The sequence below is a fragment of the Alteromonas lipotrueae genome, from assembly GCF_019249215.1.
Lineage (GTDB): Bacteria > Pseudomonadota > Gammaproteobacteria > Enterobacterales > Alteromonadaceae > Alteromonas > Alteromonas lipotrueae.
In genome coordinates, this window is the sequence record NZ_JAESDI010000006.1 from 63575 (window position 1) to 87208 (window position 23634).

20 protein-coding genes are annotated in these 23634 nt (G+C 43.8%); 13 read left to right on the forward strand and 7 right to left on the reverse strand.

Annotation, left to right across the window (positions count from 1 at the left end; translation table 11 throughout):
- The first annotated feature begins 46 nt into the window (after window positions 1–46).
- The 3 genes from JKP82_RS08150 (at window position 47) to JKP82_RS08160 (ending at window position 1722) form a co-directional block, all read left to right on the forward strand.
- Entirely contained in the window at window positions 47–439 is a 393-nt protein-coding gene (locus tag JKP82_RS08150; RefSeq protein WP_159531904.1) for a VOC family protein, read from the forward strand.
- A 91-nt stretch (window positions 440–530) separates the two neighbouring features.
- Window positions 531–890 (forward strand): phasin-related domain-containing protein, encoded by a 360-nt coding sequence (locus JKP82_RS08155; RefSeq protein ID WP_057790879.1) that lies wholly within the window; start codon window positions 531–533, stop codon window positions 888–890.
- A 139-nt stretch (window positions 891–1029) separates the two neighbouring features.
- The gene (locus JKP82_RS08160; protein WP_159531902.1) at window positions 1030–1722 is read left to right on the forward strand and encodes a hypothetical protein; all 693 of its coding nucleotides are present in this window, start codon (window positions 1030–1032) and stop codon (window positions 1720–1722) included.
- Between the two features lie 226 nt (window positions 1723–1948).
- Here the strand turns inward: JKP82_RS08160 and JKP82_RS08165 are convergent, their stop codons facing one another.
- Both JKP82_RS08165 and JKP82_RS08170 read right to left on the reverse strand, forming a co-directional pair.
- A complete protein-coding gene (locus tag JKP82_RS08165) occupies window positions 1949–3382 on the reverse strand; it encodes a hypothetical protein (RefSeq protein WP_159531900.1) in 1434 nt (477 codons plus the stop codon).
- A 60-nt stretch (window positions 3383–3442) separates the two neighbouring features.
- Entirely contained in the window at window positions 3443–4900 is a 1458-nt protein-coding gene (locus JKP82_RS08170) for a DUF3336 domain-containing protein (protein ID WP_159531898.1), read from the reverse strand.
- Window positions 4901–5114: 214 nt separating this feature from the next.
- Here JKP82_RS08170 and JKP82_RS08175 point away from each other — a divergent pair, with 214 nt between their 5' ends.
- Genes JKP82_RS08175 through JKP82_RS08185 form a run of 3 tightly spaced genes read left to right on the forward strand, consistent with a single transcriptional unit; the run spans window position 5115 to window position 8441 of the window.
- On the forward strand, window positions 5115–6323 hold the full coding sequence (locus JKP82_RS08175) for a DUF445 domain-containing protein (protein ID WP_159531896.1): 1209 nt from the start codon (window positions 5115–5117) through the stop codon (window positions 6321–6323).
- Window positions 6324–6998: a TetR/AcrR family transcriptional regulator gene (locus JKP82_RS08180; protein ID WP_159531894.1), complete on the forward strand. Its 675-nt coding sequence runs from the start codon at window positions 6324–6326 to the stop codon at window positions 6996–6998.
- A 3-nt stretch (window positions 6999–7001) separates the two neighbouring features.
- A complete protein-coding gene (locus JKP82_RS08185; protein ID WP_159531892.1) occupies window positions 7002–8441 on the forward strand; it encodes a wax ester/triacylglycerol synthase domain-containing protein in 1440 nt (479 codons plus the stop codon).
- Here JKP82_RS08185 and JKP82_RS08190 read toward each other — a convergent pair.
- Window positions 8438–9151 carry a DUF1439 domain-containing protein gene (locus tag JKP82_RS08190; protein ID WP_159531890.1) on the reverse strand — a complete coding sequence of 238 codons (714 nt, stop codon included), beginning with the start codon at window positions 9149–9151 and terminating at the stop codon, window positions 8438–8440. The two genes, JKP82_RS08185 and JKP82_RS08190, sit on opposite strands and share 4 nt — an antisense overlap.
- 293 nt (window positions 9152–9444) lie before the next feature.
- On the opposite strand from JKP82_RS08190, the gene JKP82_RS08195 reads away from it, so the two are divergent.
- Complete coding sequence (locus tag JKP82_RS08195; protein WP_159531888.1) at window positions 9445–11091, forward strand: GMC family oxidoreductase; 1647 nt, start codon at window positions 9445–9447, stop codon at window positions 11089–11091.
- An 8-nt stretch (window positions 11092–11099) separates the two neighbouring features.
- On the opposite strand, the gene JKP82_RS08200 is transcribed toward JKP82_RS08195, so the two are convergent.
- On the reverse strand, window positions 11100–11708 hold the full coding sequence (locus tag JKP82_RS08200; protein ID WP_159531886.1) for a TetR/AcrR family transcriptional regulator: 609 nt from the start codon (window positions 11706–11708) through the stop codon (window positions 11100–11102).
- Window positions 11709–11832: 124 nt separating this feature from the next.
- Between JKP82_RS08200 and JKP82_RS08205 the strand changes: the two genes are divergently transcribed.
- From JKP82_RS08205 to JKP82_RS08215, 3 genes are all read left to right on the forward strand, one after another.
- On the forward strand, window positions 11833–12699 hold the full coding sequence (locus JKP82_RS08205) for a crotonase/enoyl-CoA hydratase family protein (protein WP_159531884.1): 867 nt from the start codon (window positions 11833–11835) through the stop codon (window positions 12697–12699).
- Between the two features lie 89 nt (window positions 12700–12788).
- Window positions 12789–14831 (forward strand): NADPH-dependent 2,4-dienoyl-CoA reductase, encoded by a 2043-nt coding sequence (locus JKP82_RS08210; RefSeq protein WP_013783466.1) that lies wholly within the window; start codon window positions 12789–12791, stop codon window positions 14829–14831.
- Window positions 14832–15337: 506 nt separating this feature from the next.
- Window positions 15338–17965 (forward strand): KAP family P-loop NTPase fold protein, encoded by a 2628-nt coding sequence (locus JKP82_RS08215; RefSeq protein ID WP_159531882.1) that lies wholly within the window; start codon window positions 15338–15340, stop codon window positions 17963–17965.
- 30 nt (window positions 17966–17995) lie between these two features.
- On the opposite strand, the gene JKP82_RS08220 is transcribed toward JKP82_RS08215, so the two are convergent.
- Window positions 17996–18202 (reverse strand): PA2404 family protein, encoded by a 207-nt coding sequence (locus tag JKP82_RS08220; protein WP_159531880.1) that lies wholly within the window; start codon window positions 18200–18202, stop codon window positions 17996–17998.
- Window positions 18203–18622: 420 nt separating this feature from the next.
- On the opposite strand from JKP82_RS08220, the gene JKP82_RS08225 reads away from it, so the two are divergent.
- The 3 genes from JKP82_RS08225 (at window position 18623) to JKP82_RS08235 (ending at window position 21011) form a co-directional block, all read left to right on the forward strand.
- Window positions 18623–19306 (forward strand): hypothetical protein, encoded by a 684-nt coding sequence (locus JKP82_RS08225; protein WP_159531878.1) that lies wholly within the window; start codon window positions 18623–18625, stop codon window positions 19304–19306.
- Between the two features lie 80 nt (window positions 19307–19386).
- A complete protein-coding gene (locus JKP82_RS08230) occupies window positions 19387–19794 on the forward strand; it encodes a hypothetical protein (protein ID WP_159531876.1) in 408 nt (135 codons plus the stop codon).
- A 347-nt stretch (window positions 19795–20141) separates the two neighbouring features.
- A complete protein-coding gene (locus JKP82_RS08235; RefSeq protein ID WP_159531874.1) occupies window positions 20142–21011 on the forward strand; it encodes a DMT family transporter in 870 nt (289 codons plus the stop codon).
- A gap of 128 nt (window positions 21012–21139) precedes the next feature.
- Here JKP82_RS08235 and JKP82_RS08240 read toward each other — a convergent pair whose 3' ends face one another.
- Window positions 21140–22171: a fatty acid desaturase family protein gene (locus tag JKP82_RS08240; protein WP_373996590.1), complete on the reverse strand. Its 1032-nt coding sequence runs from the start codon at window positions 22169–22171 to the stop codon at window positions 21140–21142.
- 113 nt (window positions 22172–22284) lie between these two features.
- Window positions 22285–23343, reverse strand: a complete 1059-nt coding sequence (locus JKP82_RS08245; RefSeq protein ID WP_232370643.1) for a flavin reductase family protein — start codon at window positions 23341–23343, stop codon at window positions 22285–22287.
- Window positions 23344–23634: the final 291 nt, after the last annotated feature.

Consider the following 23634-nt stretch of genomic DNA (forward strand, 5'->3'; position numbering starts at 1 on the left):
CCTGTTTTTACATTTAGCATTTGTTAATACTAAAAGGAAACATGCTATGAACAGTAATCCCGTTGGTTGGTTTGAAATTTATGTTGAAGATATGCCTCGCGCGCAGGCTTTCTACGAAAGCGTGCTGAAGGTTTCCTTAGAAGCACTGGAAGATCCCTCAGCAGATAAATCCCAAGGCGCATTCAGTATGATGACGTTCCCCTCTGATATGGAAAACTATGGCGCCAGTGGTGCATTAGTTCATATGGAGGGCGCCCCAGTAGGTAAAAACAGCACCTTAGTGTACTTTGCATGTGAGAACTGTGCTGATGAAGCGGGTAGGGTAGTTGGCGCAGGAGGCGTTCTTGAAAAAGAAAAAATGGCGATTGGTGAATATGGGTTTATTGCGTTAGCCACTGATACAGAAGGGAATATGATTGGGTTCCATTCCCAAGTGTAAACTTATTATGGTTTTGTTTTTTTATTAGTATGCGGTTTCTAATTGTACTTTGTATAGTGACTCTGTAATCGAACATTCACAGGAGCTGACGATGACAACCACTGATACCATTAAAGGTAAAATTAACGAAGCAGAAGACATGGCTCGCAAAATTTGGCTAGCAGGGCTTGGCGCGTACGGAAAAAGCGTAGAAGAAGCGCAAGGTCGTTACGAAAAGCTAAGTGAAGACGCGAACAAAATGTTTGATGACTTAGTGACCAAGGGTGAAACGCTGGAAGACGATGCGCGTAGTAAGTTTAAGTCGACCACCAATGATGTTGAAAACCGTGTAGCAGATGTACGAAAAAAATTGGGCCTAGATACCGACCCTGCAGATCATCGTATTGAAGAGCTTTCAGCAAAAATTGACGCGTTAACGGAAGCCGTAGCAAAGCTAGCGGCGAATAAATAGCACATCAGATGCATTGTTGCTATTTTTCAGCAAGGTAGTTGCTTATAGTACTAGTACTTACAAAGGGATTAGCGCAAATGCTAGTGCCAATGCTAGTGTAAACTACCTTGCCCTATTCGTTTTCGAAGCGGGAGGTTACATGCCTAAGAATCACAAATCATCACCCTTATTTGGATGGCTTACAGCAGGTTCTGATTTAATATCAGCGCAACTTGAAAGTACGGCGACTACAGTCAGTAAAAAAATTGACGATACTCACTCTTCAATTGAGGCTATGCAGCGCAAGGGCGCTGAAGTTGAAGGTGAGTTGAAGCGTCGATTCAATCCAGTATCATTAGTTGATAGCGCACAACAGTTAGTGATGTCGACGCCACTTTTTAGCTTACTTTCAGGTGGAAAAGCACGAGTTGAAAGAGAGTATCAGATAGAGCTACTCTCTGCTAAAGTTGATTTATTGGTAGAGCAAGTGGCGTTACTTGCCGCGAAGCGTGCAGCTGAGAAAGCCAAAGCTCCTGCGAAAGCGGCACCAAAGTCGACCGTCAAGGCCGCTCCAAAAGCGACACCTAAAACCGCCTCAAAACCTGCCATCAAAACAACAGCTGCGGCAACTAAAGCGAGTGGGACGACCAATAAAGCTACTACAGCTAAAAAAGCACCTACCACGGTTAAATCAACCACTACTGCTGCTACAGCTTCGAAGCCAGCAGCGGCAAAAACTACAGCGGCTAAGACTTCAGAAGCTAAACCCACAGTAACCAAGCCTGCAACATCGAGCAGTACATCAACGGCGACCAAAGCTTCTGGCGACAGCAAGACCGATAGCGACTCTTAAACCTGAAGTTAAGACAATGCTGATATGGTACTGTAAAGATAGAGCTCAAAAAGCGGATAGCGAAGGCAGTGTTTGGTAGGGTAGGTAATGACTTTTGCCAATGCGGTATCGGTAGAAAGTTACACCCTAAGCGCAACAAGAAAGAAGAGGGTAGACACTCTCTTCTTGTAGCTTGTTCACGCTTTTAGCAGCAGCGGATGGTTGATTTTAACGTTTAGCCATAGGGCTAACTCGTTTTGCTCCACAGACTTTGGTGCTTCTTAAAACTGAAGTAGTCGTAAGGCTCCCAAAAGCTGGGAAGCAAATCATCTATCGCGTCTGGGGTGAAATTACTGGAAAGCTGGCTCATGATTTCTTTCAAGCGGGCTTGATCCACATTCATTAATTTTTTTCTGCTAGCGGGGAAGTAGAGGTTTCTGCTTTTCTCAATAACTTCGATATGACCACTGCTAATATGCTTTTGATTGCGCGTGGTCACTTTGCAGATTGGCTCAGCGGGTTTAGTTGGATTTAATCCCACCACCACCGCACATTCATATTGGTCTTTTTCTTGGCCGTTTTCATTTACGGGAATGAAAGTAACACCGAAGCCTTGCGGGAAGTAACCGACCAAATCAACAAAGTCCTCTGCTAGCTTTTTATTTAAGGCCCCTTTTTTTGATAGCTGCTCAATAAGTAAATAGCCTTTAGGTAAATTTTTTCGGCTGTAATCAGCTTTTGTTGAAAAAATAACAGACGCATAAATTTGCGGTATTTTAATCAGCTCACCTAAGCCAGTTTTACAAACAAAGGCATCTTTTACCAACTGGCTAACAAAATCATTGGCTTCATTGTGGGTTTGCACAAATCGGTCACGTTCTTCTTTCACGTTCCCCACATAGGCAGGAATGCCTAAACCTTCAACCAGGTATTTCATGGTGAATTGATAGTTTAGCTTCAACAAGTCTTTTCGCTGAGACTCTTCAAGTAATCGGAATTCATCTAGATTGTTGTTTGCGCCACGTAATATCGTTAATGCACCTGGGCTTTGTAAACCTACATCTTGTAACAAAGAGGCAGTAATTAGTGGACGGCCTAATTCTACACGCCACTTTTCACGCCAATAGCGGTTACCCCGCATCCGAGAAATTGCGTCACGATATTTTGAAAGGTACTTGTGCGCAATGGTATCGTGTTTAAGTAATTTATCGGTAAGCCTTAGTACCAATACAGCTTTATAAAGAGGCTTAAAGCGCTGGTGAATGCGGGCAAACTTACCCTCAGGGCCTTGAGTGAGTAACATTAAGGTGCCAAGAAATTTTGCACTTAGCTGCTGGGTTTCTTGCCAGCTATCTCCCTCGCATAGCTTAATAAGCTTATTGCTCACTTCATCAATGCGAGCAAGCCGCGCAAGGCGTTCCTCTTCGAGCTTTTGGCTAGAGTTTTTAATTTGCTTTTTGAGTTGATCTATCAGTACTTCTTTCTTTGCTGAAGCTTTCGCTTTTTTTAACTGCGCCTTTAATTCTTCAACGTGCGCTTCCAGCTCAGGGGTTAAAGAAAAAAAATGTTTTGCATCTTCAAAGACTGAACCATAGCCAACCTCTTGCGGGTATACCATGTTTATTAATTGTTTAACTTGCTGCGTGTAGATGCTGTCTGGGCTTTGAGTTTGTGCGCTCACCGATATCCTTCGTGTTTGTTTAACCCCAAAGCTAGCCAAATTCTTGCGTGGGGTGGGTATTTAGGCACTGTGACCTAATTCAACCGCTTCTCTTTGTTTCAATTTACCAAGATAATACCGCAAACTTTCACTAATTTTGGTATTTTTTTCAATAACATCTAGCTGCGGCCAAGTTGCTTTTTCTCCACTCACGATAAGCGCGTTTATACTTTCTAAGCTGGGATTCGCGATAACCTGTGTCAAATTGCGGATTTGTCGCTTGGGAAGAATGTTTATGTTCCCAACATATTGCTGATCGATAATAGACTTCACTTTATGAATAGCAAGTTTAGCGCCCTTATTGTCAGTCATATTTTCAATTATATCGATGGCAAAAATACTGTTACTTTTTAAAAGTTGCCCCACGTGACGCGTTGATAGCCCCCACAATGATTGAGGGTTGATGCGCGTAGATTGAATGAATGGCACGGCGAGCGGATTGGTTTGGCTTACAATGCTGTGATTAACACCGTACAATCTTGCAAGCCTGTCAAAGGGCAAATCGGCCATTAGCGAGCCGTCAGCGAAACGTCGGTTAGGAATATAAGGGACAATATTACCTGCAGGTGTTTTAGCGCGAAGTTGAACAGGGCTGAATACTACCGGCACGGCACAAGACGCTCTTACCGCTTGGGTGATAATGGCGTTAGGCGACGTTTTGGCATTTAGTAGCCTAGAATGCTGGTGTAAATCTGCAGGCGATACCGTTACGGTTACATGGCGACGGGTCTTTTTATAAGCTTCCTCAAAGGTGGTTAAATCGAAAAGGTTGATTAATGCATTCTCTAAGGCAGTGCTATCAAACAAACTATTTCTGCCAAACCCCGCCCAACTTCGCCATTTTTTGAAAGTTTCGTAGATATTTTCAGCACTTAACGCCTCGAGTAGTTCATCATGAGTGCGTGTGCCGACCAAGGCGGCAATAATGGAACCAGCACTTGCGCCTGACACAACAGAAGGTAACAGCTCTTTTTCATTTAACGACTTTACCACCCCGCAATGAAAGAACCCCAATCCAGCCCCGCCAGATAGCATAAGACAGCTGCGTCCGAATGCATGGGCGGTTTCTTCAAAAAATGACAGCTTCTCATAAAAGTCAACATCGTCTTCATTGGCTTGGTAAATTTGATCAAGAGCTAGCTTGACCTCTTCAATGAATTGCACGATGAGATACTTAGTGCCCAACTTGCATTTGCGGCGCATAGCTGGGTTTGCAATATTGCCCAGATTCCCATGCAAGCCTTCATGAATAATTGACATAAGCGCATGCATGTCGCCATTGCCTCTTGCAATTTTTAAGCGCTGAACCCGTTTTTGGATAAGTATGTAATCGTAATCATCTGATGCATCATCGGCTTTCCACGCTTCTGCACCGGAAATTTCGTCATGCGCTAAGCAAGCTTCTTGGTACGCTTGATAACTTGATGCATGGGCAATGTCTTGGTCTAATTTTTTTAAACGTAAGTCAAATAAAGCCATATTTTCATTGTCACGAGTGAGCATACAAAAAGTGTACAAAGGAAATTTAGAATGCGCTACCTAACAAGAATCAACCAAAATTAAGAGGGTTTATTTGATGTATTTTAATAAATTTTGGAAACCTTCGTGCATTTAGAGATAAAACATTGACCAATTCGTAAGCACTCAGTAGCCTGAAAGAGAATAAATATAATTCGAGCAAGTTGTTCGCCATATGGAATGGAATTTAGAAACACTGAGTTTGCTGTCAATTCCGCTGATAAGCGCACTGGTTGGCTGGTTAACAAATTACCTCGCGGTAAAGATGATGTTTTATCCCATCGAGTTTGTCGGGATAAAGCCTATATTTGGCTGGCAGGGGTTAATTCCAGCTAAACGCAGACAAATGGCGGAAATTGAGGTTGAGCTTGTTTTAGGCAAGTTGCTAAGTGTTGAAGAGCTCGCGCAGCGCATCGACCCTAGCGATCTTACCAAAGCAATAGAACGACGGCTTGGCCAGGTTACCCGTAAAGTCGTTAACGACGTTATGTCCGAGTCTGCCCCTCAATTGTGGGCAGCGCTTCCCGTGCAAGGAAAAAACCTTGTATATCAGCGTATCGAAAATGATATTCCCAATGTGGTTCACAAGATGGTGGATGACTTTCAGCACAATGTAGCCGAAATTCTAGACATAAAAGAACTTGTTGTTGAGCAACTGGTAAATTCACCTTCGTTAATTAATGAAATTTTTCTTACCGCAGGTAGTAAAGAGTTTCCCTTTATAGTGCGCTCAGGTTTCTATTTTGGTTTCCTTTTCGGGCTACCCACCATGGTTTTATGGTATTTCTTTCAAAACTGGTGGATTCTACCTCTTGGAGGACTTCTAGTGGGCTATGCAACAAATTGGATTGCGATAAAAATTATATTTGAGCCTAAACGACCCTTTAAGTTTGGCCCAATCACCATACAAGGGATGTTTCTTAAACGGCAAAAAGAAGTGTCTGAGGTGTACGCTGAGATTATTGAGCAGAAGTTGATCACGCCTAAAAATATTACCCACGTTATATTGCATGGCTCTGGATCAGCTCAACTTTTGGAGCTTATAGAGCTTCACGTTAACGACGCTATTGAGCGCTATGTCGCTATCACTCAGCCTTATTTTGCCCTGGGTGTGGGCTCAGAAAATTATCATAAAATGAAAGCCTTGGCGGTGAAGCAGATATTCGATAATTCAGATAAATATCTGTTGTATGCCTATGATTACGCTAACGACGCGTTGCACGTAGGCCAAGATTTAAGCGAACGAATGCAAGCCTTAAGCGCACAAGAGTTTGAAGGGGTGTTACGCCCCGCTTATCAACAAGACGAGTGGAAGCTTATTGTCACAGGTGCCATATTGGGGCTACTGGCTGGCTTCGCTCAGTTGTATTTGGTGTTTTTATAAATGAAAACATCACAGCGAATTTTACTCACGGCACTCACCTTGTTTAATCGGCACGGGGAGAATGGTGTTACCAGTGTGGATATTGCCATGGAGTTGGATATTAGCCCTGGCAATTTGTATTACCACTTCAAGGGCAAAGAAAGCATGGTGAGTGCGCTTATGCGTATGCATGAAAAGCAGATGCAGCGTATGCTGGTACCCAACGCTTTAGATTCACTTACCGCAGAAGATGTCATGTATTACTTGTATCTGCTGGTAGACAGCTTGCACGTATTTCGGTTTTTTTATCGAAGCCCAGCGGATATTGTTGAAAAATATCCGTTAATTGAAAAGCCCCGTAAAAATATTCTTTCAAGTTTACGCAAGCAGCTTTCTCAATTACTGACTACGTTGAGCAATAAGAAGGTATTGGTCGCATCGCATTCAGATCTCACATTGCTGGTTGATTTACTTAGTCTCATTATTACCCAGTCTTGTCAATTTGATGAAACTAACAGCCATATGGATGAAACATCTCAGCGTTATCATGCGCTGTCGCTCATGATGGTTAGCTTACTGCCACGATTAGTACTCAGTGAAACACAACAAAACAGTATTTTAGATGCGTTGCGTTCACATGCATTAGCGAATGTCACTGAGCATGTGCCACAGGATATGTTTAATACAAAGGAATAGTCGATGAGTAAAACACTTAGTTTTCTTGATAAATCCTTTTGGATTACGGAATCCGACGACAACCCAAAACATGTTGGATGTCTTCAATTACTTGAGATGCCAGAAGGGGCGAAAAGCCCTGAATATGTGCCCGCTATTTATAATGAAATTAAAGGTTTTGCAAAAGGGACTTCACCGTTTAATTGCGTTGTAAAAACCGTGCTAGGCTATCCGGTAGGACTTTCTCCAGTGAAACATTTGAACATGGATTATCATGTTCAATTGCATCACGTTGACGATGTGAGTAACCGACAGAATCTAGATGAATTTGTCGCGCAACTGCACGCTGCACGATTAGATCCCGATAAACCTCTGTGGCAATACCATTTCATCTTCGATACTAATAGTAGTACCTATGCCATTTACGCCAAGGTACATCATATGTATGGCGATGGCGCGACCTTAGTAAGGTGGTTTCAGTCTTGCTATGTTTCTGCTTCTAATAATTCTGAATTCACGCCTATTTGGGCGGTGAAACGACTACGACATAAACGCAATGACTCCCCCAGTTTCTACAAACGCTTACTGAGTGTGGGAAGCGCTATAAAAACCGGTTTCGATTTGCTGGTCATCTTAATACGCATTTTTTTGAAGTTGTTGAGAGTGAATCCCCATTATATGCCCGTGCCTTTTTCAGGCACTAAAACTGTGTTAACTGGGCAGGTTGAAGCGGGAAGGGTAGTCACTACAACAGATATCGATTTTAAACGGGTGAAAGCGCTAGCCCGACGCACCCGAGCCTCTGCCAACGAGATACTTTTGTGTGCCTTTGATATTGGCGTGCACCGGTTACTAAAAGATCATGGTCAGGTTTTTAAAAAAGCATTGTTTACCAATATGCCCATCAACCTCAGAAAGCCAGGAGAGAAAACCACAGGCAATAAAATTGCTATTGTGCCGGTACAGTTGGCCCATGGCGATCAAGACCCTTACCTGCGTCTACGCCAGATTATTATTAACCATAGAATAGTTAAACATGCCGCTATGCGAGCCCGACCGGCTTCTTTCAGTGGTTACACCATCGTGATCCAATCCTTAGCATTGGTATTTGAATGGCTTAATATTTCCAATGTGGTTAAACCTATCGCTAATATTTTGGTATCGAACATACCTGGCCCACGAGATACGCGATATTTAAAAGACAGTAAGCTACTAGCCTGTTATCCCATTTCCACCATGACCCCAGGCGGCGGGGTAAATATCACGTTGATGACTTATGCAGGGGTGGCCAATGTAGGTATTGTTTGCTGCAACAAAAATATCAGTACATTGCAGCCGTTAGCCGGTTATGTGCAAGAAGCTTTCGAGATGTTAGAGGCTTGTATAGATAATCCACGACTGCGTATTACTGATATAGGGGAACATGAAGAATCGGTGCCTGTGTCGATTGTAAGCGAACATTAAAAATAGAACCGTAGCGAGGCTTGTTCGACTCTAACCGTTTTTCCATAGCGTGCAAAAAGCACTTCCCGCCATTGATCTTCGCGCATTATATGGTGAAGAGGGAGTGTAGCCATTTTGTCCAATATGGCTTTTTCAATTTGAGGCTTATGGAAATCAAGTACGGCTTGTTTCGAGCCGCTTAAAAATAGCTTCAAATATTCTGCCGCTTGGTCGGAAGTACCCACGGTTACCAGTGATAATATACTTTTAAGCGAGCGGCCCAATAATGCATCTAAATTTCCGGGCACAAAGCGAGAAAGTAAAAATTGCGTGTCTTTTAATAAGGCGTAGTCGTCATTCACCATCGTAATGTTATCTACCTGCTTCTCGGTAAAATAAAGGGTAGATTCATGTTTGTTGTAGTCCGGTGATGCACTTAGCGTAATGATAAGGTGGGCACGATAAATGGTCGTTTCAGCAACGTTAATGGTGATTGACGCTAATAATTGAATGCATAGGCGGTTGCTTGGGGCATTAAAGGTTAATTTGCCACTGTTTACCACGACATGAGCTTGGCCTGCCGGTATGGCTAAGGGGAACGATTGAGGCAGGTTTTCAGACAGTAACATATTGAGTTCATCGGCTGAAAATTGGTCGTAGCGAAGCTTTCCTAGCTTGATTAAAAGCTGGGAAATAAGAAGCATACCTCTGTCGCGCAAACCTAGTTTCATTTTTTCATGCTATGCATTTAATTACTCGGGCGGGCTATGATGGTCTTAACTCGTTATACATAAAACAGTTTTTAAAATATATAACATATCACTTTTAGATGGGCTGTTTATTTTGATAGTCTGGTCTTACCACAATGCTGCATATCATTTTATTTTTGATAATAAGTGACTAATACTAAGCATCTAATAATAAGAGTCGGCACAGCTCAGTCATGCGCCTACAATTCGTAATTGCATAGTAATACAGGCATTAACTGAGTATTTCACCGCGTAAACGTGTTTTGGAGCAATGCATGAATGAGATTCAGGGTAAGTATGACTATATCATCGTAGGCGGTGGGTCTGCAGGTGCGGTATTAGCGGCACGATTATCTGAAAACCCAGCTCTGAAAATTCTTATGCTAGAAGCCGGTACGAAAGACACTAACCCGCTTATTCATATTCCTTTTGGTTTATCGCTATTAAGCCGATTTGAAGGCATAGGGTGGGGGTATCATACCGCACCACAAAAAGAACTATACGATCGTGAGCTATTTTGGCCTCGAGGAAAAACACTAGGCGGCAGCAGTTCCGTTAATGCTATGTGTTACATTCGTGGTCAAAAAGAAGACTACGATTATTGGGTAGAGCAGGGCGCAGCTGGCTGGGGTTTTGAGGACGTGCTGCCTTACTTCAAACGCTCTGAAAACTTCTTCAAAGGTGAAGACGAATTTCATGGAGAAGGTGGGCCGCTGCATGTTTCTCAACTTAAGCACACCAGTGTGCTTTCCGATGCTTTCGTTGAAGCCGCAAGCCACGCAGATTTTAATGTTGTAGATGATTTCAACCGCGATATACGTGAAGGCATTGGCTATTATCATGTTACCCAAGTAAACGGACAGCGTTGCTCAACCGCAAAAGGCTATTTAAGCCAAGCACTTCACCGCAATAATCTTACTGTACTTACCGGTGTGGCCGCGGAAAAAGTACTATTTGACGACAACAGAGCCATTGGCGTGCAAGTACGAGAAAAAGGCAAAATTGCGCGGTATTCTATTAACCGTGAAGCGGCTAATAGCGAAGTAATACTCTGCGGCGGCGCTATCAACTCTCCCCAACTACTTATGCTTTCCGGTATCGGGCCAAGAAACGAATTGGAAGACCAAGGCATTTATGTCATGAATGACCTGCCAGGGGTGGGGCAAAATTTACAAGACCACCTAGACGCTATTGTTCAATTTACCTGTAAAGCACGAGAAGGTTATGCGATTGCTGCTGGTGCATTACCCTCGTACCTAAAGGCCTCGTACGATTATCTTTTTCACCGTAAGGGAATTTATTCTTCTAATGTGGCTGAAGCGGGCGGTTTTGTAAGTTCAAGCCTTGCTACCCGAGGGCCAGACATTCAATTTCATTTCTTGCCCGCTATATTAGATGATCACGGGCGAAAGTTTGCCTTTGGTTATGGATACGGCGTGCATGTGTGTTGTTTGTACCCTAAAAGCAGGGGCAGTATTACACTGCAAAGCAGCCATCCTGCCGATCACCCGCTTATCGACCCAGGTTACCTCACGGAACCTGAAGATAGACAAGTAATGATTGAAGGCATACGAATGGCAAGAAAGCTGTTAGCTGCACCTACGTTTGATAAATTTGAAGGCAGTGAACTGCATCCAGGCACTGATGCTGAGTCTGATGAAGCGCTTCTTGAGTTTCTAAGGGAGCGGGCTGAAACCATTTATCATCCTATCGGTACTTGTAAAATGGGGAGTGAAGGCGACCCTATGGCCGTGGTCGACAATCAGCTTAAAGTGCGCGGCGTAAAAGGCCTGCGTGTGGTAGATGCATCTGTGATGCCAAGCCTTATTGGCGGAAATACTAACGCGCCCACAATCATGATTGCGGAGCGAGCGGTCGATTTTATTAAAGCCGAGCATGAAGGGCGTGTTGCGCCCATTTAGCTAATGCGTTAGTTTTTCGACACTTGCATAAACAAATCGGCGGCGCAGTCACACATTTCATCAATGTGACTGCGATCAGCATAAATCCCATCAATCAATAGCCGTGCAATGCCATGCAAAGTACCCCACGTCACTTGCGCCATGCGAAGCGCATCTTGCCCTGCCGGTAGTAGGCCTGTTTGCTGCCAGTATTTCGTCATATCAACTTGAAACTGAAAGCAAGGGTAAGCCACTTCTTTGAGCCCCTGTGTTGCGCCATTGTCGTGCCAAATAGTACGACCGAACATAAGCTCATACATTTGCGGGTTATCCGCCGCGTACCCTATATATTCATGAATAAACTGACGAAATCGCAACTGGGGTGCCACATCATGCTGATCGAATATTCGCTTGGCGGTGGTATGCCACTGGCTAAAACCTTTTGCCGCAATAGCACTTAACAAGGCGCTTTTGTCTTTAAAATGATGATAGGGTGCGGTTCGCGACACACCAGCATCTTCCGCAAGCTTTCTAAGTGACAAGCTGTCTATGCCGAATTCTGCCACCCGTTTGGTTGCCGCCTCTAATAACGCCGTGCGTAGATCGCCATGATGATAAGTTTGTGCTGCATTTGTCATACTGGTGTAAACCAAACCCTATTTTATGGTTGAGACGAATAGATAACGTTTTATCTTGACAGTGTCAACATTGCATTTTATCTTGACGCCGTCTAGTTTGCAAAAATGTTAACAGGAGAGTGAAATGGAAGCCGAGTCAATGTCACAAGAAAACCCGTATTCTACCCTTGAAGTGATACAAGAAGGGTATATTGCAAAGGTCGTGTTAAACAGGCCAGAAGCCATGAACAGCATGAATCCTGCCTTTTGGACAGAATTCCCCGCTGCCATTCGCGCGATAGACGACGAGGGCACCGCCCGCGTTATTATCATTTCTTCTACCGGAAAGCATTTTTCAGCTGGCATGGACTTGTCGGTATTTTTGAACATGGCACAAGACTTTAAAGGCGACCCATCAAGGCGTGCAGAGCGCATGCGCCGTATGGTGATGCTATTGCAAGATAGCTTTACCGCCATAGAGCAAGCCCGCATGCCGGTAATTGGAGCAGTACAGGGCGGTGCCATTGGCGGCGCAGTAGACTTACTTAGCGCCTGTGACATGCGTTATTGCACCAGTGATGCCTTCTTTACCATTAAAGAAACGCAATTAGGCATGACCGCCGATGTAGGCACATTACAACGTTTACCTAAGCTTATTCCTATTGGTGTAGTAAAAGAGTTGGCGTATACCGGCCGTAATTTTGGCGCCAAAGAAGCTCAGCAGTTAGGCTTCGTGAACAAGGTATTTGATGACCAAGACATCATGCTAAGCGAAGTGACTAAAGTTGCGCAGTCTATCGCGATGAATTCTCCGGTTGCGGTAGCAGGCACTAAAACCATGATTAATTTCGCGACCGAGCACACTATTGCTGAGAGTTTGACTTACATGGCTACGTGGCAAGCCGGTATGTTCCAAATGGAAGATGTGATGAAAGCCATGGAAGCACAGAAAACCCAATCGCTTCCTGATTTTGAGCCACTTCATGGCGCAGTAAATAAGATGAAAGACTAGCGTGCAGGCAACCGAATAGCCTACGAGTAACACGCTGTAAAAGCAGAATATAAAAGCATTAAGAAACAGGCACTAGTTAAGGATTTATGATGAATACGACCGTTACCGATCATCCTGTATACCCAAGTTTATTTCGCCCGTTAGATTTAGGTTTTACCCAGCTTAAAAACCGTGTGCTAATGGGCTCTATGCATACTGGCTTAGAAGAAATGCCAAAGGGCCATAAGCATATGGCGGCGTTTTATGCAGAGCGTGCCAGAGGCGGTGTCGCCCTTATTGTTACCGGTGGAATTGGCCCGAATGAAGAAGGCTCAACCCATCCATCAACTCGCCGACTAGATACAGACGAAGCTATCAATCACCACAAAGAAGTTACCGATGCCGTGCATATTGCAGGTGGTAAAATTTGTATGCAAATATTGCATACCGGTCGTTATGCTTATAGCGATAAATTGGTGGCGCCTTCTGCAGTGCAAGCGCCCATTAATCCGTTCAAGCCAAAGGCATTAGAAGACGACGAAATAGAACAGCAAATTAAAGATTTTGTATTTTCAGCCACTCAAGCACAGCGTGCTGGTTACGATGGCGTTGAAATTATGGGCTCTGAAGGTTACTTCTTAAACCAATTTATTGCTAAGCGCACCAACCATAGAGATGATGACTGGGGCGGCGAATATGAAAACCGTATCCGCCTACCTATTGAAGTGGTTCGTCGTGTTCGCGAAGCAGTGGGTAAACACTTCATTATTATTTACCGTTTATCAATGCTAGACCTTGTTGAAGGTGGCTCAAACTACGAAGAAGTGGTTCAGCTAGGTAAAGAGATTGAAAAAGCCGGTGCAACTATCATCAATACCGGTATTGGTTGGCATGAAGCCCGAATTCCTACTATTGCGACAAAAGTGCCCAGAGCCGCTTTTACCTGGGTAACAGCGAAGTTCCGTGAAGCCTTGAGCATTCCGGTGATAACCTCAAACAGAATTAATACACCGGAAGTGGCGGAAGAAGTGTTGGCGCGCGGCGATGCCGACATGGTGTCGATGGCACGCCCTTTCTTGGCCGATTCGGATTTTGTACGCAAAGCGCAGCAAAATCGCGCAGATGAAATAAACACGTGTATTGGCTGTAACCAAGCCTGCCTTGACCATGTATTTAATGGCAAGTTAACCAGCTGTTTAGTTAACCCTCGTGCCTGTCATGAGTTAGAACTTAACATTGTGCCGGCCGACACCAAAAAACGCATTGCGGTAGTTGGGGCAGGGCCAGCAGGTTTAGCGTCAGCCGTAACGTCTGCCCAGCGTGGTCACGACGTAGTGATTTACGACAGTGCTAACGAAATTGGTGGTCAATTCAATGTAGCGAAACAAATTCCGGGTAAAGAAGAGTTCTATGAAACCTTGCGTTATTTTGCTCGTCAAATTGAGCTGCACAAAAATATTACGTTAAAGCTAAATACCAGAGTTGATGCAGCCATGCTTAATGATGAAGGCTTTGATGAAGTGATGGTGGCCACCGGTATTAAACCGCGCACGCCTGCCATTGAAGGCGTTGAGCATGAAAAAGTGATGAGCTACTTAGACGTGCTTAAAGCGAAAAAGCCAGTAGGGCAGCGCGTAGCCATTATTGGGGCCGGTGGTATCGGCTTCGATACGGCCGAGTTCTTATCACACGGTAAATCGACCCCAAGCCAGGATATTCCTGCGTTTATGAAAGAGTGGGGTATTGATATGACCTTTACCGCGCGTTCAGGAATTGAAGGGGTTAAGCCACAGCCTGAGCCGTCTAGTCGCGAGATATTCTTGCTACAACGTAAAACCAACAAAGTGGGGGCTGGCTTAGGTAAAACCACGGGCTGGGCTCACCGCGTAGGGTTGTTAGCGAAAGGGGTTAAAATGATTCCAGGCGTAACCTACGACAAAATTGACGATGAAGGCTTACATATTACTGTTAATGGTGAAAGCCAACTACTTCCTGTCGATAACGTGATTATTTGTGCTGGCCAAGAGCCAATGCGCGACATCGTTGAAGGGCTTAATATGCCTTATCACCTTATTGGTGGTGCTGATGAAGCGCTTGAGCTAGATGCAAAACGTGCTATCGACCAAGGTACGCGAGTGTGTGCTGCGGTTTAAGTTGATGTTTGGGATTTTGCAGCAGGGTTAGGAAGATACGTTAATATTTACTAACCCTAATATAGATTCCAACATTGATAATTTTCTAAAAGGCCTATTCCTGCGGGAATAGGCCTTTTTATTTGCTGCGGTATTTTATAGGCAGCTAAGCGCCAGTAATAGCCTTTTGGGGCTATTTGGGTATGCGGCAGCTTTGTACGTGATGCAGACCTTGAAGTTATGAATTTTCCACCCTAAAGTTTAGTAGACTCTCACTATTATCAACTGCACACTGATAGACCAGTCTATGGTAGAGAGTGGTTGACTGGTTCAGTCAATGTGGTTTGAGCGTCAGGTTTCTTTGAAGCCAATACGGTCGTCATGCCAGACTTGATCCGGCATCCACTTCAAACAGGCAGTATCAACACTTGCCAATTAAGTGAACAATGACCATGCTAGATAATAGGCAGAAAAATTCACCCATAATTCAATAAACTCGTGTAAAAACAACGGAGTGTATTCACACAATGGTGTCGACTAATACCGAACAGGAATGGAATCGAAAAGAGGTTGAAAAGCGGCTTGATACTTTATGGGAAAAAGACAACTTATGGCCAGCGGTATTAGCCGCCCGTGCCGCTCTGCGTGTATTTCCACTCTTTGGTGTTGAAGGGCATTTTAACTTTTTTATCGGCAGTGAAGGGCATCAGCACGCATCTGAAAAACAGCATGATGACGCAGATGAAAAGGAAAATTCACATCCCGAACAGGATAACCGTGCGCGTTTTTTATTGGCGAGCTTTTTCGCTATTCGCTTAATACTGCAACAGGCGAGTTTACCCACTGAGCAGCGACAAGTGGACAAGCTCGTCGGCTCCCCCGCCAGAGCCGCCGGCGCAGCCATCGACGCCATAGCCTGGGACGCCGCAGCCTTCGACGCCGCCAGAGCCGCCACCGCAGCCATAGCCGCCTTCAACACCGCCTCCTCCGCCAGATCCACCAGAGCCTCCTCCACCTCTTCCGTCGAGGTCGCCTCGTCCGTCGACGTCGTCAGAGGCGCCTTTTTACAGGATCTCAAAACCGCCGAAAATGGAGATTCGACTAATAGTGTACTGAATAGTCCACTTTGGTTAGAAAGCTGCCCGGAAGAAATAAAGGCGATAAAAGACAACAAATTTAGTCCCGCTGTCAACTCCCTTATTCGCGAAATACCCGATTCGAATCCTGACAATGTAAATGCACTGGCACACATGCTAACCCTCTATGAGGGGTATTTGAATGGAAGCGCAACGGCGGATAAAGACACTGCTATCTCGGAAACCTTGTATGAGGCACAGAGTAAACTAACCGCCGAAGACGCCAATAGTAAAAAAGATACCTTAAACCGCGGAGCGTTGGTTAGCGGACTGGCAGGTATTCTTTGTGATGACGCGCATACCCAACCGCTTACTATCGGGTTAATGGGGCACTGGGGTAGCGGCAAAACCCAAGTGCTGGCATTACTGAAAAAAGAACTTAAATCCCGCGACTGTAGACAGCCATTTCTCTTCGGCGAGTTTAACGCCTGGGCCTATGAGCATGCCAAAAATAGTCAGGCGGCGATGGCTCACGAAGTGATTTCGGCGTTAACCTGTTGTGACCGGCTACAGCCTGTTGACACCAAAAGCAAGTGGTACAAGCGCCTAACATGCTCGATGTTGAATCTTGTCCGACAGTTACTATGGACAGTGGGCGGGCGTATTCGGCTTATTTATGCCTTTGCCATGCAAAAGCACTTTACCAAAGTGCTCCAATCAATGGGCTGGTTTGTGCTTTTCGTCGCAGCGTTGTCATGGTTAGTAGCTGATGGGCTAAGCCAAAATACTTTACCTGACTTTTCAAAACCATTAACCAGCGGCGCGCTTGTTGCCTTATTGGCCAGTTTGTGGCAATTCCCTAAACAACTGCGTGATATTGTTTCCCAACCCATGACCAAGGAATTCCTTACCTATATAAAGTTGCCGAACTACGTCTCGCATATTGGTGAAATTACCGAAATGCAAAAGGATATTCGTCTGATCGCCAATATTCGCCTCGGTTTTGTTGAAGAACAATGTCATGATCATTTGGGCAAAGTATCGAAGCCCCGACGTTTATTGTTCGTGGTGGATGACCTCGATCGCTGCAGTCCAAAAGGCATAGTAAAAACCTTTGAAGCAATTCGGCTGGTACTGCATATACCCCAAGTCACCGTGGTTGTGGCGGTTGATCAGCGCATTGCACTGGCTGCGTTGGCGCTGCATTACAAGGATATTGAGCCGTACCATACACTGCAGGATGCGCGTGCCATTGCTCGCGATTATCTGGCGAAAATGATTCAACTGCCTGTGGTAGTAAGTGATGGTGACAACAAATCGCTAACAGGATTTTTAAGTGACATCTGGCAGGAAAAAGGCGATAAAAAACTGAATTGGTTGAAAAATATCGCCGAAGACAGAGAACCAAAAAAACAAGAGATTAATGCTTCGACTCCAGATCTTGATGAACCAGATATCGCTGCCGTGACCACGGAGATGCGGAAACGAGATGCAGATTCAGATATTGAGGGCGAGGGATTTACCGAAGTTGATTGGGTAAAAATGATATTAGAGGATGATCCTAAGCCTGAACCAGAGATTCTTCCCGGCTTAAGTGATCATCAAAAAGCCGCGCTTTACTATTGGACAACCCACTTTGGCTTATGTAACGCAAGGCAGTTAAAGCGTTTGGACAACAGTTATAATCTCATTCGGCTGGTGACTGATAAGGAAGATCAAATCGGATTGCAACAGGCTGTCGGCACTATGAATAGCCAGCAGTCGAAGTTCAGCTATGGCTATTTGGTTACTCTGATGACACTGGAGTTTATTAACGGGATTGAAGTTACTGCACTGCGCGAAGACGCATCACGTTTTCTACGCAAAGGTGATGAAGCCAAATTGAACAGTATGGCTAATCAACAGCACAAAGAAACGCTGATGGTTGCTCGGATTATTATCCAACACACGGCCGAACAACTTTATCTCAAAACAGACAGCCATTTAGCCTTTGATCAACTACTGCGCTACATCGAAAACTTCGTGCTTCCTGCCATCGACGGCTTTGATATTGATACTGAAACTGCCTCAAGCTTTTAACCTGAAACTCATGAACATGCTAAATAAGCGCTAGATTGCTGCAAAATAATGCGCAGGCAGTTCCCACGACAAGGTGAGCAACTCACCATTCCATTGCTGAATAGTCAGCCATATTTTGTCACCTGCTGAGAAGCTTGGTTGGCTTAACGCGTGCACATGATTGCCGTGTTTTGTGCCGTGGAGAATGCTGGGTTTTTCATTGGCCATTTCTTCAATGGGTAGCGCGCTGGCTGCCAATATTTGAGCCTAGAGAGTGACTGTCTTTGTTTTGTTGTTCTTCTGTTTTGCTTGGTGGCCGATACGTGATTGCTGGAAATAATTGAGCTCGATTTGAAGCTTAGCTTTCAAAAAAATTTTAATTAAATCATCAAAGGCAATTAAGCTTAGTTGCTGTGGCTGCAATAAACAACAGCCGTATCACCTATAGAAATCTTATTGCTAATGGCCCATGTGACCAAATTCAGAATTAGGAAAATGACTTCGTTGAATGTCCGCTGTTTGTCTTTTGGTGCCAGTCAGCTTAGCTCATGGGTCTTCAAAGTACGTAGAGCAGACATTTAACCTTTCCCATGAAAACACCAAAAATGGTTTTTCAGTGGAAACGGGTGTTACTATGAAGTCTCAGTAATAAACTGTTATGTTCATGGAGGATAAATCATGTCACCTGAAGAACTGATAATTAAGGCGTTAGAAAAAGCAGTAATTCCTGAACAAAAGAATAATCTTATTGAATTGGCAAAGCAGGTTTTGCCTCTGCTAATCACTTTAGCAGTTGCATGGCTAGGCTTTAAAGCAACATTGAAACAAGCTGAAAAAAGTTTTGATGCTCAATTAAAGACCGCTCTCATCTCTCGAAATACTGAACTAGATAAACAGTTCATAGAAATGAAATTGTCTCACTTTATGGAGGCACAAAATTCAATCGAACAATTCAATAATACCTTTTCTGACTATTGTGCAAATGTTAGGAATTGGAATGATCACCAAAGAGATGGAAATTACGAAAAACTACCATACTGTGATGAAGAGCATACTAAGTTAGAAAGAGAATGCTACGCAGCGTTTTTGATCCTTTCCTGTGCGGAGTCAAAGTTATTAATTTTAGGAAAGTTGGAAGTGCACCAAAACTTTCAAAAGTACAGAGATCATGCGCGTCAAATATATAGAACGGTATACCTTAAAAAAAGTTCTAAAGGGTGGGAAGAAAAAGATTGGAATGAATATACAAAAAATATTCAAGAACAGTCCGATGAGTTAAATGAATATAAAAGAGCGTTAATGAAACAGCTTGGGGAAGAAATTGAAAATGAACATAACAAGCAAATTAACAGGAAAACGTAACGCTTGCTTAGTTTCGTATCTCAACATTTTAGCAAGCGTAACTTAGCCCGTTCTTTGGACGTTAGCACTTAGGAGAGTTCATGCCAGAAAAGAGAAAAAGACCGAATTCATTCAATACCGGTATTGCTGCTGAGTATTTCATCTTGTCTCAGTTATATCGCCGAGGTGTTGAGGCATATGTCAGCCAAGGAAATAAGAAGGCAATTGATATTCGTGTAGTTCTGGAAAATGAAAAAGCCATTTCAATTGATGTGAAAGCTGTTCGGGGTTATTCATCACTAGTAGTTAATAACGTTGTACCTACGGAGAATCATTTTTGGGTTTTCGTTATTTACAATAATAAATTCGAAGATTTGAATGTTTCACCAGATGTTTTTGTGGTTCCAAGTGACGCAGTTCCAACAATCACGAAACAATGGAAAGAAGAAAAGCGCGTGATGAAAGGTGATTTAACACCCTACTTAAACAAATGGGAATTACTGTGCTAAAACCACTCAGAGGGACAGCCAAACCGCTGCGTGCTGTGGCTGCCCGTGCTGGCGGCGTTGACCGTCTGCTCCTTGTCTGAAGCGGTCGCTTAATACCTTCAAGGGTAGTGAAGCGGCTATGAAGTATGTTTCTACAAACTATCTGCCATTCATACAAAACTGTCTAGTAAATGCGTTCTTTAGCTACGCTAACGCTTTCATCTAGTTGAAATAAAATAATCATCAATAAAGCATATAATGAAACGATAGAATCCCAGACATCTATAAATAAAACAGGTTATTAATTTATAAGCGCTGTTTTTTCACTTTAAGCTATTAAATCATTACGAACATGAGATTCATTTATTATGTGGATTGTTTATGCTTTGCTCGCAACCTTTTTCTTTGGTTTGCGAGGGATCTTGTATCAATGGACATCGCAGAAAAGCTTAAATCGCGATCTACTACTATTTGGTGTTTTCTGTATAGGTTTTATCATCAGCGTAGTAGGGGTACTGTTGTTAAATCAACGATGGTACGGCTGGGCAGATGTCGCTGTTGGTATGGGGCTAGGCTTTGGATCTTTCGCCGCTAATACTGTTTTACACAAAGGGTTTTCAGTAGGAAAAGCATCACTCATCAGCGTTCTAGCAGGGTTGACGCCTTTGTTTGTTCTCATCTTTGCCTTTTTACTTTGGAATGAGACGTTAACATCCATTCAATTAATTGGATTTGTAATTATTTTTTGTGGTCTTTGTATTATTAGATATTCTTCAGATATCTCTATTAATAATTTAAAAGGGGCGCAATGGGGGCTACTGGCTGCACTGTGCTTTACGTTTACTGATTTAATGGGTAAACAGTCCACACTTTTAGAGGCAGATGTTTTTGCGACGTTAACGTCTATGTTCGGCTTTGGAAGTTTCCTTTTTGCCATGAGATGGTTAGCAAAGCGTAAGAAATTTATAGGGTCTCAATATTCAGAGAAAACTCATTGGTCAGAAATAAAAACCTTCTCTTGCGGACTGATAGTAGGGGTCGCAAATGTAAGTGGAATGGTTGCAATAATATCCGCTTTTTCTATTGGTAATACTGGGTTAGTTTCCGCAATTTCAGGAATGAATATTTTACTTATTCTCCTTTATTCTCATATTGTTTTGAAAGAAACATTTAGCCGTCAAGAAGTGCTAGGCTTAACCGCTGCTTTTGTCGGCGTTATCGTGCTTAGATTGAATTAAACCTTTTTTGCCAGTAGCTTTTTCTGCCAGTACCTTTACCTGCAAGCACCTTTTTCTGTAAATACCTTTGCGCGCAAAAATACCAGCGCAATCGCGATGGCCGGCTGGTAGGTTTTGCGCTCAAGGGCTTAAGGAAAAGAGTAGCGAACAATGCGTTTTAGTACGCTAGCGTACTGCTTCCAAAAACTGCCAGTGTTGTAGTGCATGCCGTGCTGTTTAAATACGGCTTGTACTTTAGGGGCCATTTCTCGGTATCGTCTGGCGGGAATGTCAGGAAATAAATGGTGTTCTACCTGAAAACTTAAATGCCCAGTAAGTACGTGAAATAAATTTCCGCCCTTGATATTTGATGAGCCTAACGCCTGACGATAGTACCACTGGCCGCGGGTCTCATTTTTGCAATCCTCTGCTTTAAAGGTTTCCACATCACCGGTAAAGTGCCCGCAAAAGATGATGGTAGATGTCCATAAGTTACGTAGCAAGTTGGCTATAAGGTTGCCTGACAATACCCATAAGAACAGCGGGCCAGCCAGCAAAGGGAAGAGCACATAATCTTTTACCAGCTGACGTGCGCCTTTACTGAAAAAGCGTTTTTTAAGCTCGCTATGGGTTACTTGGTTTTTGCGGCTGTCTTTCTTCTTGCCGAAGAATACGCGTTCTGCGGCCATCTCGTGATACGACACACCCCACTGAAACATTACGCTAAGCAAAATATAGGTAGCGAACTGCCAAAGGTTTTTTACCCGCCATCTAAAATCATTCGATAAGCGAAGTAGGCCATAGCCAAAGTCTCTATCCTTGCCAATAATATTGGTGTAGGTGTGATGTTCGTAGTTGTGCACGCGGTTCCAGCTTGCCCCATCGCAGGCAATATCCCACTCATAGCGCTTTGAATTTATATGACTGTCGTTCATCCAGTCATACTGACCGTGCATCACGTTATGGCCAATTTCCATGTTATCCAGTATTTTCGCTGCTGCTAAACTTAGTACGCCAGCTACCCAAAGTAGAGGCTGTAAGAAACCAAGCATTAATAATATGCGGCCACTCCATTCACAAATACGCTGGATAAGTATAATACGTCGAATATAGGCTGCATCTTCAGCGCCGATTTTATCTTTTACTTCCGACTTTATTGCATCAAGTTGAGTTTCCAACATGTCGTAATCGGGTTTGCTTACGCTCTGCGGTGGGGTAGTTGCTTGTTGTAATCGCGCGTCAGTTTTACTAGGCGCTTGTTGTCGTTCCTCGGTATTAATTAAGACGCGAGTGTTCATAGTTGAATCTCCAAATCGGTTACGGCTTGCGATACACACAGCTGAATAAGTTGCTCGGCACTATCGGATAACTCGCCGGTGCGGGTATCGCGCACTACGCCCCGCTTTTTCACACATTGGCATTGATGGCAAATACCCATACCACAGCCATACGTTACAGGCTGTTTGGCTTCTTGAAGCTGCGAAAGCAGAGATTTCTGATTATTCACCGATAAATGCTGGCCGTTGTGCATCAAAGAAAAGGTTTCTTTTTCGCTCAAACTTCCAATGTTCACAGTGGGCAATGCGGCAAAATGTTCACTGTCTAACGTTGCCCTCACCAGTTTTGCTACTTCACGTACCTGCTCGTACATCGCTTTAGGGCCACACACCAACCAGTGGGCATCAGCAAAGTGGGATAGGTAATCCTTTACATCGCCATCTTTTTGTCGAGTTAACACGGCAAAAGTAAAGTTGTTGGCGCGTTTTTGAAGTGCTAGTAATTCGCTTTGCAACACGTGCTCGTTGGGTTTTGCAAAGTAAAGCAGATGAACAGGTGCGCGGTGTATTAGCTTATTTTCATTGGCGTCTTCAAGCATAGCGATAAACGGCGTTATGCCTGAACCTCCAGCCACCATAAGTACGGGTTTATCGGTATTAGGTAAGGTGAAATTCCCCTTAGGCGCTGAAATATTCACCCATGTATTGGGTGTTACCGAGGACAGGTACGGGGTAAGTGCACCTTCGTTATTGACCTTAGTGATAAGCCGAATATTTTTCGTTTCGCGGTGAAAGCTTGCACCACAAGCGACGGTAAATACACGGGTAGTAAGCCTTCCATTCACTTCAATGGTTAGCGCGATATGTTGCCCTGCAATATGACTAGGCCAAGCTTTTTCGGGCTTTAGAATAACTTCCAGCATGTCAGAACTAAGATTTCTGACAGCTTCAACTTGCGCTCTGTAATAGCCATCTCGCCACGCAGGTTTAAACTGCTGTATAAGCACTTCCCAATATCCTCTCCATGAATTGTGATGGAGCAAGCGATGGGCTAGATTATCGAGTAATAGTTTCAACGTTGAGATCACACCTATTAATTTTTCAAAACGGACTTAACTAGAGAGTAAAAATAATTTAAGCGTACAAGTGTATGCTCAGTCAGCGCACAAGTGTAAGCTTAAATTTATTCTCGTCAAGTGAATAGTTAAAAATACGTACTCACGCAGGTTGATTTTTGGCAGGTAGGTTTTTGTAAGGTTTGTAATGGTAGTTGACTGGTGCTGCAGGAACGTTATGAATTCGAGGAAATAATTGGCATTTCGATTAAACCCGAGTTTTGTTCGAAGCGCTACGAGTTCATAAAGCTA

Coding starts and splice junctions, on each gene's coding strand:
- JKP82_RS08200 (WP_159531886.1), bottom strand. CDS start 11,708: ATGACAAATGCAGCACAAACTTATCATCATGGCGATCTACGCACGGCG.
- JKP82_RS08215 (WP_159531882.1), top strand. CDS start 15,338: ATGGTGTCGACTAATACCGAACAGGAATGGAATCGAAAAGAGGTTGAA.
- JKP82_RS08235 (WP_159531874.1), top strand. CDS start 20,142: ATGTGGATTGTTTATGCTTTGCTCGCAACCTTTTTCTTTGGTTTGCGA.
- JKP82_RS08160 (WP_159531902.1), top strand. CDS start 1,030: ATGCCTAAGAATCACAAATCATCACCCTTATTTGGATGGCTTACAGCA.
- JKP82_RS08185 (WP_159531892.1), top strand. CDS start 7,002: ATGAGTAAAACACTTAGTTTTCTTGATAAATCCTTTTGGATTACGGAA.
- JKP82_RS08230 (WP_159531876.1), top strand. CDS start 19,387: ATGCCAGAAAAGAGAAAAAGACCGAATTCATTCAATACCGGTATTGCT.
- JKP82_RS08225 (WP_159531878.1), top strand. CDS start 18,623: ATGTCACCTGAAGAACTGATAATTAAGGCGTTAGAAAAAGCAGTAATT.
- JKP82_RS08195 (WP_159531888.1), top strand. CDS start 9,445: ATGAATGAGATTCAGGGTAAGTATGACTATATCATCGTAGGCGGTGGG.
- JKP82_RS08205 (WP_159531884.1), top strand. CDS start 11,833: ATGGAAGCCGAGTCAATGTCACAAGAAAACCCGTATTCTACCCTTGAA.
- JKP82_RS08170 (WP_159531898.1), bottom strand. CDS start 4,900: ATGGCTTTATTTGACTTACGTTTAAAAAAATTAGACCAAGACATTGCC.
- JKP82_RS08175 (WP_159531896.1), top strand. CDS start 5,115: ATGGAATGGAATTTAGAAACACTGAGTTTGCTGTCAATTCCGCTGATA.
- JKP82_RS08210 (WP_013783466.1), top strand. CDS start 12,789: ATGAATACGACCGTTACCGATCATCCTGTATACCCAAGTTTATTTCGC.
- JKP82_RS08240 (WP_373996590.1), bottom strand. CDS start 22,171: ATGTTGGAAACTCAACTTGATGCAATAAAGTCGGAAGTAAAAGATAAA.
- JKP82_RS08150 (WP_159531904.1), top strand. CDS start 47: ATGAACAGTAATCCCGTTGGTTGGTTTGAAATTTATGTTGAAGATATG.
- JKP82_RS08180 (WP_159531894.1), top strand. CDS start 6,324: ATGAAAACATCACAGCGAATTTTACTCACGGCACTCACCTTGTTTAAT.
- JKP82_RS08155 (WP_057790879.1), top strand. CDS start 531: ATGACAACCACTGATACCATTAAAGGTAAAATTAACGAAGCAGAAGAC.
- JKP82_RS08190 (WP_159531890.1), bottom strand. CDS start 9,151: ATGAAACTAGGTTTGCGCGACAGAGGTATGCTTCTTATTTCCCAGCTT.